This window comes from Protofrankia sp. CiP1_Cm_nod4 (assembly GCF_982290645.1).
In genome coordinates this window covers 1-13740 of sequence record NZ_CEVIVC010000072.1, presented here as the reverse complement: position 1 = coordinate 13740, position 13740 = coordinate 1, and the positions used below count along the sequence as shown (strand labels likewise).

The 13740-nt window shown below is 69.6% G+C and carries 12 protein-coding genes and 1 pseudogene; 4 read left to right on the top strand and 9 right to left on the bottom strand.

Going from position 1 to position 13740, the window contains the following annotated elements:
• From AC5LSR_RS14730 to AC5LSR_RS14710, 5 genes are all read right to left on the bottom strand, one after another.
• On the bottom strand, positions 1–924 hold a 924-nt coding region (locus AC5LSR_RS14730), incomplete at its 3' end, for a 3-oxoacyl-ACP synthase III family protein (protein ID WP_493465102.1).
• Positions 921–1364 (bottom strand): thioesterase family protein, encoded by a 444-nt coding sequence (locus tag AC5LSR_RS14725; RefSeq protein WP_250282034.1) that lies wholly within the window; start codon positions 1362–1364, stop codon positions 921–923. The genes AC5LSR_RS14730 and AC5LSR_RS14725, both read right to left, overlap by 4 nt.
• A complete protein-coding gene (locus AC5LSR_RS14720; RefSeq protein WP_250282033.1) occupies positions 1361–2551 on the bottom strand; it encodes an acyl-CoA dehydrogenase family protein in 1191 nt (396 codons plus the stop codon). The genes AC5LSR_RS14725 and AC5LSR_RS14720 overlap by 4 nt, the downstream gene beginning before the upstream one ends.
• Before the next feature lie 42 nt (positions 2552–2593).
• Positions 2594–3871 (bottom strand): aminotransferase class III-fold pyridoxal phosphate-dependent enzyme, encoded by a 1278-nt coding sequence (locus AC5LSR_RS14715; protein WP_250282032.1) that lies wholly within the window; start codon positions 3869–3871, stop codon positions 2594–2596.
• On the bottom strand, positions 3868–4227 hold the full coding sequence (locus AC5LSR_RS14710) for a hypothetical protein (RefSeq protein ID WP_250282031.1): 360 nt from the start codon (positions 4225–4227) through the stop codon (positions 3868–3870). The genes AC5LSR_RS14715 and AC5LSR_RS14710 overlap by 4 nt, the downstream gene beginning before the upstream one ends.
• 397 nt (positions 4228–4624) lie before the next feature.
• Between AC5LSR_RS14710 and AC5LSR_RS14705 the strand changes: the two genes are divergently transcribed.
• Positions 4625–5191: a CGNR zinc finger domain-containing protein gene (locus AC5LSR_RS14705; RefSeq protein WP_250282029.1), complete on the top strand. Its 567-nt coding sequence runs from the start codon at positions 4625–4627 to the stop codon at positions 5189–5191.
• An 18-nt stretch (positions 5192–5209) separates the two neighbouring features.
• On the opposite strand, the gene AC5LSR_RS14700 is transcribed toward AC5LSR_RS14705, so the two are convergent.
• On the bottom strand, positions 5210–6523 hold the full coding sequence (locus AC5LSR_RS14700) for a transposase (protein ID WP_250282027.1): 1314 nt from the start codon (positions 6521–6523) through the stop codon (positions 5210–5212).
• A gap of 661 nt (positions 6524–7184) precedes the next feature.
• Positions 7185–7634 (bottom strand): annotated as a pseudogene (locus tag AC5LSR_RS14695) (DUF4158 domain-containing protein); the annotation flags it as partial.
• Between the two features lie 117 nt (positions 7635–7751).
• Between AC5LSR_RS14695 and AC5LSR_RS14690 the strand changes: the two are divergent.
• Positions 7752–8186 (top strand): hypothetical protein, encoded by a 435-nt coding sequence (locus AC5LSR_RS14690; RefSeq protein WP_250282026.1) that lies wholly within the window; start codon positions 7752–7754, stop codon positions 8184–8186.
• A gap of 182 nt (positions 8187–8368) precedes the next feature.
• Here AC5LSR_RS14690 and AC5LSR_RS14685 read toward each other — a convergent pair whose 3' ends face one another.
• Entirely contained in the window at positions 8369–9106 is a 738-nt protein-coding gene (locus AC5LSR_RS14685; protein ID WP_445548637.1) for an HAD family hydrolase, read from the bottom strand.
• Between the two features lie 95 nt (positions 9107–9201).
• Between AC5LSR_RS14685 and AC5LSR_RS14680 the strand changes: the two genes are divergently transcribed.
• Positions 9202–9369, top strand: a complete 168-nt coding sequence (locus AC5LSR_RS14680; protein ID WP_250291249.1) for a hypothetical protein — start codon at positions 9202–9204, stop codon at positions 9367–9369.
• Between the two features lie 1198 nt (positions 9370–10567).
• Positions 10568–11005 (top strand): GNAT family N-acetyltransferase, encoded by a 438-nt coding sequence (locus AC5LSR_RS14675; RefSeq protein ID WP_445548373.1) that lies wholly within the window; start codon positions 10568–10570, stop codon positions 11003–11005.
• Positions 11006–11027: 22 nt separating this feature from the next.
• On the opposite strand, the gene AC5LSR_RS14670 is transcribed toward AC5LSR_RS14675, so the two are convergent.
• Positions 11028–13740, bottom strand: a 2713-nt coding sequence (locus AC5LSR_RS14670) for a methionine synthase (protein ID WP_493465104.1), incomplete at its 5' end; no start/stop codon positions are given.

Sequence of the window (13740 nt, the reverse complement as noted above, 5' to 3'; positions counted from 1 at the left end):
GCGGACGGCATCGTCAAGGGTGACGGCGACGGATGCGGCGCCGGTGTTGCCGTAGCGATCGACGGTGTAGTGCACCCGGTCCTCGTCGAAGTCGAGACTGGCGAGGCAGTCACGGACCAGGACACCGTTGGCCTGGTGGGGTACGACGAGATCGAGGTCGGCGACGGTGGTGTCGGTGGCAGCGAGTATCGCCAGGACGGCCGCCGGGACCACCTGCCAGACGAACTGCCGCACCTCGCGACCGTTCATGTGGAACAGGTGCTTGCGTGACGCCAAAGCTTCGGGTGAGACAGGCTGGCGGCTGCCACCCGCCGGGACGGTGACGAGATCGGCGAGCCGTCCGTCGGCGTTCAGATCGCTGGCGAGGACGCCATAGCCGCTGGGTACCGGGCCGAGGACCACCGCGCCAGCACCGTCACCGAACAGTACGCTGGTGGACCTGTCTTGATCGTTCAGGATGCGGGAGTAGGTGTCCGCGCCGATGACCAGCGCTCGGTGCATGCCGGGAGTACCGCGCATCATCGCGGCCACGGCCGCGGTGGCGTAGACGAAACCGGTGCAGACGGCGTTCATGTCAAAGGCTGCGGCGTGCGACGCTCCGAGATTGGCCTGCACGATGCAGGCGGTCGCGGGCTGTGGCTGATCGGGCGAGGAGGTGGCGACGACCACCAGGTCGAGGTCGGCCGCGTCGACACCGGCGGCTTCCAGGGCCCGCTGGCCGGCCGCGGTGGCCAGGTCCGATGTGGCCTCGGTGGGCGCGGCGATACGGCGTTCGGCGATACCGGTCTTGCGGATGATCCAGTTGTTGTCGACGCCGTAGCGGCGTGCGATCTCGTCGTTGTCGCGTGCCGCCTCGGGCAGGTAGGAGCCGGTGCCAAGCACACCGATGCTGCGGTCACCGGGCGCGGTGGTCATCGTGGTCATCGTTGCCCTCCGGATCGGGGGTCGGTGGGAACCGGATGGTCAGCGGCGATCGCCACGGCCTGGCGAGAGTGCGTGGCCCGTTTGCTTTCGAGTCGGCGCAGAAAGCGCGAGCGGTCGACGACGGCGCGCTGGTGGATGCCGCTCAAGATGCGGTCGTTCGAGTCGTCGGCGTGCACGGTGAACTCGAGGGTTCCGCCTTCCACCTTCGTCAGCGTGGCGTTGATGACGATGGTGTCGCCGAGCAGGGTGGGGGCGAGGTGGGTGCTGGAGTGGCTCAGCCCCAGGGTCATCTGGCTGCCGTCGACCGCGGTCGCGGTCGCGTCCATGCACGCGAGTTCGGCGAGCCAGAGCAGGACCGGGGTGGCGAGCACGGGGAGTTCGTTGGCCCAACGATCGGCGCAGTCGATCTCGGCGACCGTATGGATCAGCTGTGCGGTCATGCCAGGCTGAGGTCCGAGGTGAGCCACGGCGAGACCTCCTTCGCGTCGTGCAGGCGCAGGAGCTGGTTGAAGATGTTCTTGCGCTGCATCTCGCTGGTACCGCCCGCGATGCGGGTTCCGAGTGCGTCGGCGGCGGCACGGGTGATCGGACCGAGCATGTAGCCGCGATGCCCGAAGATCGCCATGGCGTGCTGTGTCGCCTGGCACAGCCCCTCGCAGGCGAGCATCTTCGCGACCGAGCAGGTGGCGGACGCGGCGGGATGGCCGGACAGGAGCTGGTCGAGGGCGGTGTAGGAGACGGCGCGGACGGTGTCGCTGGTGATCCGCAAGTCGGTCAGCCGGCCCTGGATATACTGGTGGTCGGCGATCGGTGCCTTGAACGCGTCGCGGTTGCGGGCGTACAGCAGCGTTTCGGCCAAGATCGGCTCGATGAAGGCGGCGGCAATGATGCCGTACAGCAGACGATCCATCGCGATTACCCGGTAGATGGTCTGCAGGCCGTCGCCGGGAGTTCCCATCACACCATTGGTGTCGATGAAGACCTCGTGGAAGTCCAACGGTCCGGTCGGACTCGTCGGGTTGCCGAACATCACCTCCGGTTCACCGGCGTTCAGGCCGGGCTGGCCTCGTTCGACGATGAAGACGGTGATGTCGCTGGCGCCTAGTTCGGGAATACGGGCCAGGACAAGCGCGATATCGGCAACGGGGGCGTTGGTGATGTGTCGCTTCGCGCCGGTGAGAAAGTAGCCGCCGTCGACGGCGGTGGCCTTGGTCGCGACCCGGGCAACATCCGAGCCACCGGTGTCCTCGGTCATCGCGGTCGCCCCGACCGCGCCGGACATCAACCGCTCCAGCCAACGTTCCCGTTGGGCCTCGCTGCCAAAGTCGACCAGGCCGCGAATGATGCCGCTGTGCGCGACGATCGACAGCAGGAATCCCAGGTCGGTGCTGGTGGAGCTGAGCCCCTCCAGCGCTGCGGCGAACTCCCACCAGCTACGGCCGGCACCTCCGAACTCGACGGGGACGGGTAGCCGCCAGAATCCGGTGTCGGCCAGCGCCTGCCATGATTCCTGGTCGAAACGCGCGGACCGATAGCATGCGTCCGCCCGGGCCGCGACCTCCCTTCGGCCGAACTCGGCGAAACCGTCACGGAGTTCCTGCTGTTCGTCGTTCCACTGCAGGTCCATCGTCTTCCTCCATTGCGGGGTGGGATGGGATGGGGCGGGGACCTACTGCTCGAGGAGCGTGAGTGACTCGTCCAAGAGGCCCAACAGCTCGTCAAGCTGCCCGTCCTCGATGACTAGTGGCGGTGCGATGATCACGGCGTCGGGGGATTCGTCGGTGCCTGCTGGATAGAGCAGCAGGCCGCAGTCGAATGCGAGGTCGGTGAGGCGCTGCGCGGCATGGGGTCCGACATCGACGCCGGCGAGTTCCATGCCGAGCAGGAGGCCCTGCCCGCGCACGTCGCTGATGGCGGGGTGGCGCTGCGCGAGGCTCAGCAGCCCCTCGCGCAGAATGCTGCCGGCCTCCCGGGCACGCAGCAGAAGATCATGGTCTTCGAGGTAGTCGAGCACCGCAAGACAGGCGGCGGCGCCCAGGGGATTGCCACTGTAGGTGTGGCCGAACACCCGGTCCGTACCTGTGGCGCGTACCGTCCGGTCGAGCCCGACACGGGTGATCATCGCTGCCATCGGTGCGTAACCGGCACTCATGCCCTTGCCGACGGTGACGATGTCGGGGACGACACCGTCGACCGCGGAGGCGAACCAGACGCCGGTCCGACCAAGGCCCGTCATGACCTCGTCGGCGATAAGAAGCACCCCGTGGCGGTCGCAGATCGTGCGCAGCTCGAGCAGGTAGCCGGGCGGAGACGGAATTGCGCCGCCGGCGGCGCCCACCACAGGCTCCACGATCACCGCGGCCACCTGGTCGGCGCCGACCTCACGGATCATGCGATCCCAGTCGGCTGCCCACTCGCGGCCCTGCCCGGGGGGACACGCATACGGTGAGACCACTCGCGGCACGTCGATCAGGAGTGATTCGAGGCCCTCACGGCGGTGCGGATGCCCGGACAGCGACAGCGCACCCATCGTCATACCGTGATAGCTCGTCCGGCGAGCCAGAATCCTCGTCTTGCCCGGTTGCCCCACGGCCCGCCAGTACTGGACGGCGAGCCGGATAGCCGCCTCGTTCGCTTCGGAACCGCTGTTGACCAGCGTGACCGCATCGAGATCACCCGGGGTGAGAGAGGCCAGCCGCCGCTGCAGTCGAACAGCCGGGGCGTTGTCGAACTGTGTGCGGTACACGAACGCGATCTGCTCGGCCTGCGCGGCGATAGCCGCATTGACCTCGGTGACGCCGTGGCCGATGTTCGCCACGACGGCGCCCGAACAACCGTCGAGGTAGCGCCGGCCCTCCTCGTCGTACAGGTAGATGCCTCGGCCGGAGGCGATCTGGGGCCGTACCCGATTGGCTGCGTGGACAGGCTCGGCAGCCAGGATGCTCATGCGCCCTGCTCCCCTCGAAGCGAGGGCGTGACCGAACGCGTCGGGTCCACCCGGCTAGTCACCGACATCACCGTGCCGCAGTAGCGGCACTCCCGGTCGCCCAGGTCGGCCGTGGGCTCCATATGACCGCAGCCGACCTGCTCGCAGAAGGCGACGAGTCCTCCCGCCGCGGGATGCGATCCCTCGGAGGAACAGGCGAACCTCATGCCAGTCGAGGCACCGCCGTAGCCGTGATCGCCGATACCCGCGTGTATCTGCGCGGGGCCGTACTCGGAGCATCCGCGGAACACGACGGGCTCTTCGCCTCCCGCTTGGCCGCTCACCATGACCGGCGAACCAGCGCGATCTTCGCTCATGTCCGGTTCCCTCTCCCCAGCAAGGATGATGTAACCTGTGAAGAGGTTAGCCGGTGTCATGCGTAGTAGCCAACCCTAAGCGGAGCGAATCTGAATGAGACATAAAACACATATTTGACTTCTTTTTGTTACACCATTGGAAGATCTAGGGTAAAAATTTTACTTATACGACATAAATGATTACATGGAGTGGTTATCGCTCCGAGCTTCGCGCGTCCCACTGGACGGGTCCAACCGCCCCTGGCGAGGCGCGGACGTTCCCCGACGGCGCACCACCTGGCAGTCGATCGGAAGACTGCGCGATGCCCCCGCGTGGCACTTGTCGCGCACGCGGTCCGCGCCATCGAACATGATCTTTAGCTACCCCATCAATCGATCTTGGCAACGGAGGATGTCGATGACAGGCAAGCGCCATGACGCGCCGGGCGAGTTGGAGCTGGTCCGAGATTTCATCAACACCTACGATCTCGAGACGGGCGTTGACCGCCTGCTCACCGCCGCCGGGCTGCGTGACTGGATACAGTCGACCCCGTTCGTCCGCGGGGACGAGGCCCCGCCGGACGACGACGACCGCCGCCGTGCCGTCGACCTACGAGAAGCGCTACGCAGGCTGGCTGCCGTGAACGGGGGCGGGGGCGACCTCGACCAGGATGTGCCCGAGATCCTGCAACGAACCGTCCAGCGCAGCAGTGTCGTGTTGCGTTTCGGTCGGGACGGCGCGCCGCAGCTTCTGTCGGAGGCGAGTGGCATCGATCGGGTGCTGGGCCAGATCCTGGCGCTCAGCGTCGCCGCCCACGCCGACGAAACTTGGGCCCGGCTGAAGATCTGTCCCAACCCCCAGTGTCAATGGGCGTTCTACGACCACTCCCGTAACCGCTCCGGTTCCTGGTGCCAGATGGCGGAGTGCGGCAATCGGGCCAAAGTCCGCGCCTACCGCCAGCGCCGACAGGAGATCGCGGGGTGACGTCGATGAAGACGCGGCTTATCCCGGCTCCTCCTCGACGGGGTCACGCAGGGGACGTAGGTCTCCGGCCAACCCTGGCCGGACGAACGGGTACGACCCGTGGAAGTTGATGTGTTCGAAGACCAGGGGGCTGAGCCGGGACCGGATCTCGGCGGACAGCTCCATCCCGTCGGCGTGGAGGGCTTTGACGGCGGCGTCGATGTACCAGGTGTTCCACAGGACCACGCAGTTCAGGGCGAGTCCGAGTGCGCCGACCTGGTCTTCCATGCCGGTCTGGTAGCGCTGGCGAAGCTCGCCGCGGTTCCCGAAGAAGATCCGCCGGGCGAGGTTGTGCCGGGCCTCGGTGATGTTCTGCTGGGCGCCGATCATCCGCCGGTAGGACTCGTCGTGCAGGGTTTGCAGGACGTGGAGGGTCTTGAACAGCCGGCCGTAGGCGACGAAGGCGTGGCCGAGCCCAGTCGGGTTGCCGTCCCGGGTGAGCATCCGGATCACGTCGTGGGCGCGGACCTCTCCGGTGATCAGGGAGCCGGTGACGCGGAGCATGTCCTGCCAGTGCTCGACGATCTGGGCGAGGTTCACGACGTGCCCGGAGACGCTGTTCAGTGGCCCGTAGTCGGCGTCGGGGCGGGTGCGCCACAGTCGGGTGTCGCCGATGTCGCCGATGTCGGCGATCCGCGGGGAGAACTGGTAGCCGCAGATCGCGAACAGACCGAAGACAAGATCCGAATACGATCCGGTGTCCGTCGTGATGATCTCGGGGGGTTCGTCGACGTCGAGGTTGTGCAGGGCGTCGAGGATGTGCAGGCTGTCGCGTGGGGTGCCGGGCACGATCAGACCACCCAGGCCCATCACCTTGTCCGAGACGACGTTGAGCCACGTCGCGCCGGCGCGGCGTTTCGAGCCCGCGAAGTACTTCGCGCTGGGCCGGGCTGCGATCGAGCGGACCGGGACGACGAAGCGCATCCCGTCGGCGCCGGCGACCAGACCGCCGCCCCAGTCGGCGGTGATGTCGACCTGGTCCTGGGCGCCGACGAGGCGGGCGGAGCCGACGGCCATGCACTCGGCGCGGAAGTACGCCTGGTCGGTACCGAGCAGCCGGCCGCGGGTCAGCGCCCGCACCGCCGGGTTCGTCACCGGGACCAGGCCGATGTTCGTCGACTCGGCGACCAGGACACCGGCGAGGCTGAGATCGAAGTCGGCGGGGCGGGCATCGGACCCGGAGATGTGGGTGAACGCGTCGGGCAGGCCGGTGCGTTCGAAGACCTCCAGCAGCAGCTCGGCGAAGTCGACGCGGGGCAGCAGTGCGGCCACGGCGTCGCGGGCCGCGTGCATGCCGGTTCTCCCGCGGCACGACCTGCTCGATCGCGGCCCACATATCCGCCAGGGTCATCACCTGCCCGTGCCCTGCCGGTGGCACGTCGAGGAGCACGGTGACCGCGGCCGCGACCCGCGCGGCGGCCTTACGGAAGCGGGGCAGGGTCTTGAGTCGCTTGGTGTCGCTGACCCGTTCGGCGCGGGCCAGCAGCTTCGTCGCCATCAGGATGTCGAACAGCAGCAGCGCGTCGTCGACCGAGACGGCTTCCAGATGGCGCACCGTGGCCAGCACGGTCGCGACCTTCCGATCATCCTGCAGGCCCCGGATCGTCGTGGCCTTCGTGGCCATCCCGTAGGCGGCGAGCTCGGCGAGTTTCACCGGCGGCACCGCCGCCACCTCCACCCCGCCGGTCCCCACCGCCCACACCGACGACACCCGGTCCAACGCCCCGACCATGCCCCGCCCGGACACCGCGGTCACTGTCGTGCGCATCTCCTCCAACGTCGAGACGTATTTGCCGTCGGGTACCCGCAGCAGCCCGACGAGCTCCCGGCGCATCTCCACCGGCGTCGCCTCCCGCAGCACCAGGTGGATCCGGTCCTGCTCGACGGCACGCACATCGGCGACTGCCCGGGCCAGCACCGTGATCCCGGGCAGCAGCACCCGCTCACCCAGCAGCCACAGCACCGCCCGATCGAACAGCTCGCGCCGCGACGGCGTCGACGTCCACACCCGCGAGGCCACAAACGCCCGCAGCTGCTCTTCCGCCACGCTGAACGGCCGGTAGCTCAGCAGGTCCCGGATCTCCCGGGCGTGCTCATGCTGGGTCGGCAACCGGTCCGGGTAGCCCTTCAGGCAACCCGGGTCCGCCACCCCGACCTGTTCGGCCATGAACGCCGCGACCACCGCGGGCACCTCACCCGGGTCGGTCAGGAACGTGCCCACCATCCGCACCGTCGCCCACTGCACCGACCAGCCCAGCCGGTTGGCCTCCCGCCGCTTCGACGCCACCAGCGCCAGCGTCGCGTTGTCCATCCGCCCGAACTGCTCCAACTCCCCCGGCGAGGGATCCCGTGCGAACCCCCCATACCGGCGGACCTGCTCCTCCGAGAGGTACTCGATCGCCATAGCCGCCGAACATAGCGATCTGACACCATCTCAGTAACAACACGGTTCGAATCGGTTACCGACAACGCGGACAGACCACACACGCGCACAGTTCGCGTGCAATGGGGGTGTCATCCGGTGAAGGACAACGACCACGTCGACTCGCCCGCACCCCCGACGACCCGGATCCCCAGGGCCAGCGGACGCACCCGCCGCCCGGCCAGCGCCACCGACGTCGAACAGATCCGCGACGTCCTCGCGCACCTGCGCCGACCCGACCCCACCGCCCCCAGGCCCACCTACCGCTACCTCACCGTCCGCGGCCTTACCGGCGACCCACGCACCCAGACCCGACTCCGCGCCCGGATCCTCGTCGCCCACCGCCGCGCCGCCGCCGGCCAACCCCAGACCTACCAGCCCGAACCCGACGGCCTCACCCTCGGCATCGCCGGCAACGACGCCACCGACCGCATCACCGCCCTGGCCACCGACCTCCGACGCATCCGCCGAAGCCGCGACTGGACCATCACCATCCACCCCGACGGCACGGACAAACCCAAGATCAATCCTTAGCGTTCAATCCTGCCGAAATCTGCGTCCCACCCCGATTCGGTGCGGGAGAGCGGCGATGGCGGATCCTTCGGCGGATCCGCGATCGCCGGGGCGAGCCGTGAAGGCGTCGGCCCGGCTCGACCAGGGCTCGGATCGGACGGCTGCGCGAAGGCGGCGGTGGTCAGCCGGCCGGGGCGGGGTGGTTACGGGCGGGCGGCATTCGCTGGCTGGGTGGCCAGGAGGTCGAGCAGGTCGAGGGTGACCTCGTGCAGGCTCGGGCGGACGGTCAGCTCGGCGGCCAGCGGATGGGCCGTCGAAGCCGTCGCGGAGGGTAGCGACGGGACGATGATCGTCGGGCAGCCGGCGTCGAGGCCGGCGCGGGCACCGGCCTCGCTGTCCTCCAGGACCACGCAGCGCGTCGGGTCGACTCCGAGCAGCCGCGCCGCCGTCAGGTACGGCTCCGGATGCGGCTTGCGCCGGCTCACCTCGTCCCCGGCGACCGTCACCGCGAACCGGTCGGCGCCGATCGCGGCCAGCACGGGATCCATCAGGATCCGGAACGACGACGACACCAGCGCGGTCGCGATCCCGGCGGCGGCCAGCGCGTCCAGCAGCGCCACGGCGCCGGGCATGGGGACGATCCGCTCGGGCTCGCCGAAGAGCTCGGCGGTCCGTTCGATCAGGAAGCGGGCGGCGGCGTGCGGGTCGGCGTCGGGCACCCCGAGCATCGACAGCATCAGCGGCAGGGCGGTGTCCACGCCGTGACCGATCATCGCGGCCTTGATCTCGGGGGTGAAGCGGGCGCCCAGGCTGGCCGCCAGCTCGTGCTCGGCCACCGTCCACAACGGCTCGGTGTCGACGAGCAGCCCGTCCATGTCGAACAGAACGGCGGTGACACCGTCGTGCCCCCGTGCCCCGTCACCTACGGGGCTCAGCGACAACGCTCCATCACCGAGGCCGTGGGCATCGAACCGGGCCGTGTGCACGGGACGCGCCGCGTTCACAGGGCGCACCGGCTGCTGAACGTCACCGGCCGGTGCGCACCAGACCCGGCCGCACCCCCAGGATCCACGGCGGCCACGGCAGTTACGACGTCCAGGGGATTCACCAGGGCCTGCTCTCCTCGGGGCGGGCCGGCTCCCTGACAACGGCCGGATCCCTGTCAGCCAACCAGTCCCGGCAGCACCGACACCAGCACACGTGACAGGGATCATCCCAGCCCCGGCCCACCTCGCGGACCTCTCCAGCTCCCTGTGGACGACCGTTTATGACTGATCCTTTCGGTACTGCGTGGGAACGCCCGGATCTGTCGCAGGCTGGGACGAACATGGTCCCAGCTGGCCCGGACCGCCACCCCCGAGGTCCACTGACAACAGCCACCCCCTGGGTCCCGCCCTGGCCGCAGGTCGCGCCAAACCGCCAGCGACCTCCTCGAGCCAGGTTGACGGTGACCGTTACCTGTCCGCCGGCAGCAGGCGGAAGGCGCTGAACTTGCGGCGGCATCCCGGATCAGGTCCGCCTCGCTGCGACGTTGCCGGCGCGCAGCAGCCGACAGCCGCTGCTTGTCGTCCAGCGACAGGTACACGGTCGTACGCGTCATCGACATGCCATATACGGTAGTCATCACTCGGCCTTGGCTGAGCTCCTTCGCCGTCTTCTCCTGACTGACCAGCCCTCTGGCAGCTTGGCGTGACCCGAGCTCGAATGCCTTGCCTTCACGGTCAGCACGTGGATGGGAACGGTCCGGATCCGCGGCAAATCGGGCCGAGGGAGGGAGCCCGGTTCTGGCATGCCTGGTCGGCGGTGGCCAGCAGCGCCGGCATGTCGGCGGCGGCGAGCCCGCGGACACGGTCACGCGTCTGTTCGCTGTCGATGGTCGGGGCGGTCATGGCGTGATGTTCGGTTTCCAGTACGCGGATGATCCGGAGGGTGTCCGCGCCGAGCAGGGACGTCACCAGCGGGTCGAGCTGGTCGGGTGGGGCCAGTGCGGGGGCGTCGTGCAGGAGGACCGCGGCCGGCAGCGCGGGCGGGGCAGCCGGATGATGCCGGCCGAGGACGACCGCGACACGGACCGCGTGGGCGAGCGCCGGGGCACCGTCGATGCTGTGCCCGGAGCACCAGCGCCGGGCAAGCTGTACGCGCTGGACGTCGTTGCGCGTTCCCGACCCGTACGGTCGTGCAGCGGGCCCAGGACCTCTCCGGCCTGTTCGCCGACCACCGCGGGCTGCCCCCGGTGGCGGACTTCCGGGAACGGCTCGCGGCCGACGCCGCGGCTGATGCTGACCGCTGGCGCATGACCCTGCACTTCGGCCAGCCGACGACCGTCACCATTCCCACAGTCATCACCGACCGGGCTGATCCTGCGCTGCTGGCAACCGGAAGACGTCGGCCCGTACACCGCGATGGCGGCACATCCGGACATGTCCCGCTACACCGGCAGCCCCCGCGACCGGGAAGCCGTCTGGGACATGGAAGCGGCTCTGACCGGCCACTGGCATCTGTGCGGGTTCGGCATGTGGGCCGCGGAAGACCGCTCGAGCGGCGAGTTCGTCGGCCGCGCGGGGCTGTACCGGCCGGAGGGCTGGCCCGGCATCGAAGCGGCCTGGACGATCCGCCGGGACCGGTGGGGGCAGGGGCTGGCGACCGAAGCCGGAGTGGCGGCACTCGAGTTCGCCTTCACCCAGGTAGGGGCCGACGAGGTCATCTCCCGGATCCGCCCGGACAACGCCGCGTCGATCCGGGTTGCCGCCAAGCTCGGCCTGACCGACGCACACCGTACGTTCCGCGGCGACGCCGTCTACGTCGCTGCCCGGCGTACGTGGACGTCCCGCATCGGGTAGGTAAGGCCCGGCACGGCCGGGATCAGGTGGCGAAGTACCTGGCTTCGGGGTGGTGGGCGATGATGGCCGAGGTGGACTGTTCGGGGACGAGCTGGAATTCTTCGGAGAGCTCCACGCCGATGCGGCCCGGTGTCAGCAGCTCGAACGCCCCGACCTGCTGCTCAAGGTCGGGGCAGGCGGGGTAGCCGAAGGAGTAGCGGGAGCCGCGGTAGCCCTGGCGGAAGACGGCGGCCAGTTCGTCGGCGTCGGCTGCGCCGGTGGGGGTGCCGTCCGGCAGCAGCAGTTCGGCGCGGATCCGCTTGTGCCAGTACTCGGTGAGTGCCTCGGTGAGCTGCACGGACAGTCCGTGCAGCTCCAGGTACTCCCGGTAGGAGTTGGCAGCGAACAGCTCGGCGGTGACCTCGCTGATCCGCCGGCCCATCGTGACGATCATGAACGGGACGACGTCGACCTGGCCGGACTCCTGCGACCGGTAGAAGTCGGCCAGGCACAGCCGGCGGTCCCGGCGCTGACGCGGGAAGGTGAACCGGGCCCGCTCCGCGCCGTCCCCGGACAGGACGATCAGATCCTCACCCTTGCTCACGCAGGGGAAGTAGCCGTAGACGACGGCCGCCTCCAGCATCCGCTCGGAGGCGATGCGGTCGAGCCACATCCGCAGCCGTGGCCGTCCCTCCGTCTCCACCAGCTCCTCGTAGGACGGCCCCTCGCCGCCGCGGGCACCGCGCAGCCCCCACTGGCCGAGGAAGGTCGCCCGTTCGTCCAGGAAGGACGCGTAGTCGGCCAGCGGGACGCCCTTGACGATCCGGTCCCCCCAGAACGGCGGGGTGGGCACCGGGTTGTCGGTGGCCACGTCCGAGCGCGGCGGCGTCTCGGTGGGGAGCTGCCCGGCGCGCTCCTCGGCCCGGGCGACGGCCCGCGCGGCCCTGATCCGCTCGGTGCGCTCCCGGCGGGCGCGGCGCTGCGCGGTGCGCGGGTCGTCGGCCAGCGGCGGGGCCTGCCCGCGCTTGGCGGCCATGACCGCGTCCATCAGCGCGAGCCCCTCGAAGGCGTCCCGGGCGTAGCGGACGTCGCCCTGGTAGAGCTCGGCGAGGTCGCCCTCGACGTAGGCGCGGGTGAGCGCGGCGCCGCCGAGCAGCACCGGCCAGGTGGCGGCCACCCCGCGGGTGTTCATCTCCGCGAGGTTCTCCTTCATGACCACGGTCGACTTCACCAGCAGCCCGGACATGCCGATCGCGTCGGCGTCGTGCTCGGACGCCGCGGCCAGGATCGTGCCGATCGGCTGTTTGATCCCGAGGTTGACGACGGTGTAGCCGTTGTTGGACAGGATGATGTCGACGAGGTTCTTGCCGATGTCGTGGACGTCGCCCTTGACCGTGGCGAGCACCAGGGTGCCCTTGCCGCGGGCGTCGGTGCGCTCCATGTGCGGCTCGAGATAGGCGACGGCGGCCTTCATGACCTCGGCGGACTGCAGCACGAACGGCAGCTGCATCTGCCCGGAGCCGAACAGGTCGCCGACGACCTTCATGCCGTCCAGCAGGGTGTCGTTGATGATCGCCAGCGGGTCGCGGGAGCGCATCGCCTCGTCGAGGTCGGCCTCCAGGCCGGTGCGCTCCCCGTCGATGATCCGCCGTTTGAGGCGTTCGTCCAGCGGCAGGGCGGCCAGCTCCTGCGCCCGGGTCGGCCCGCCGGCGCTGCCGTCCACACCCTCGAACAGCTCCAGGAAGCGGGTCAGCGGGTCGTAGCCTTCGCGGCGGCGGTCATGGACGAGGTCGAGGGCGACCTCGCGCTGCTCGTCCGGGATACGCGCGGTCGGCAGGATCCTGGACGCGTGGACGATGGCCGCGTCCAGCCCGGCGGCGACGCACTCGGCCAGGAACACCGAGTTGAGCACCACCCGGGCGGCGGGCTTGAGCCCGAAGGAGATGTTGGACAGCCCGAGGATGGTCTGGACGTCGGGACGCCGGCGTTTGAGCTCGCGGATGGCCTCGATGGTGGCCGCCCCGTCGCCGCGGGACTCCTCCTGGCCGGTGCCGAGGGTGAAGGTGAGCGTGTCGACGAAGATGTCGGCCGTGCGCATCCCCCACCGGCCGACGAGATAGTCGATCGTCCGTTCGGCGATCTGTACCTTGCGCTCGGCGGTGCGGGCCTGGCCCTCCTCGTCGATGCACATCACCACGACGGCGGCGCCGTGCTCGACGACGGCCGGCATCACCCGGGCGATCCGGGAGTCCGGCCCGTCGCCGTCCTCGAAGTTGACCGAGTTGACCACCGAGCGTCCGCCGAGGCACTCCAGGCCGGCCTCGATGACCGGCGGTTCGGTGGAGTCGAGCATGACCGGCAGGGTGGACGCGGTGGCGTAGCGGCTGGCGACCTCGCGCATGTCGACGGTGCCGTCCCGGCCGACGTAGTCCACACACACGTCGATCATGTGGGCGCCCTCGCGGGTGGCGGTCCGGGCGATCTCGACGACGTCGTCCCAGCGGCCGTCGATCAGCGCGTCGCGAAACGCCCTGGACCCGTTGGTGTTGGTGCGTTCCCCGACCATCAGGACCGAGGTGTCCTGCCGGAACGGCACGGACTGGTAGAGCGAGGCCGCGGCGGCCGGCGGCTCGGCGTCACCGACGGCCCCGGCCCTGGCCTCACCGACGGTCGTGGCCTCACCGGCCTCACCGGCGGCCCCGGGCGTCACCGAGGAGCCTGTCCGGGCGGGGGCCGCCGGTGAGGCCGGTGAGGCC

Excerpts from the sequence above, each read along its gene's own strand:
- AC5LSR_RS14720 (WP_250282033.1), bottom strand. The coding sequence starts at position 2,551 with ATGGACCTGCAGTGGAACGACGAACAGCAGGAACTCCGTGACGGTTTC.
- AC5LSR_RS14725 (WP_250282034.1), bottom strand. The coding sequence starts at position 1,364 with ATGACCGCACAGCTGATCCATACGGTCGCCGAGATCGACTGCGCCGAT.
- AC5LSR_RS14710 (WP_250282031.1), bottom strand. The coding sequence starts at position 4,227 with ATGAGCGAAGATCGCGCTGGTTCGCCGGTCATGGTGAGCGGCCAAGCG.
- AC5LSR_RS14675 (WP_445548373.1), top strand. The coding sequence starts at position 10,568 with ATGGCGGCACATCCGGACATGTCCCGCTACACCGGCAGCCCCCGCGAC.
- AC5LSR_RS14700 (WP_250282027.1), bottom strand. The coding sequence starts at position 6,523 with ATGCACGCGGCCCGCGACGCCGTGGCCGCACTGCTGCCCCGCGTCGAC.
- AC5LSR_RS14705 (WP_250282029.1), top strand. The coding sequence starts at position 4,625 with ATGACAGGCAAGCGCCATGACGCGCCGGGCGAGTTGGAGCTGGTCCGA.
- AC5LSR_RS14715 (WP_250282032.1), bottom strand. The coding sequence starts at position 3,871 with ATGAGCATCCTGGCTGCCGAGCCTGTCCACGCAGCCAATCGGGTACGG.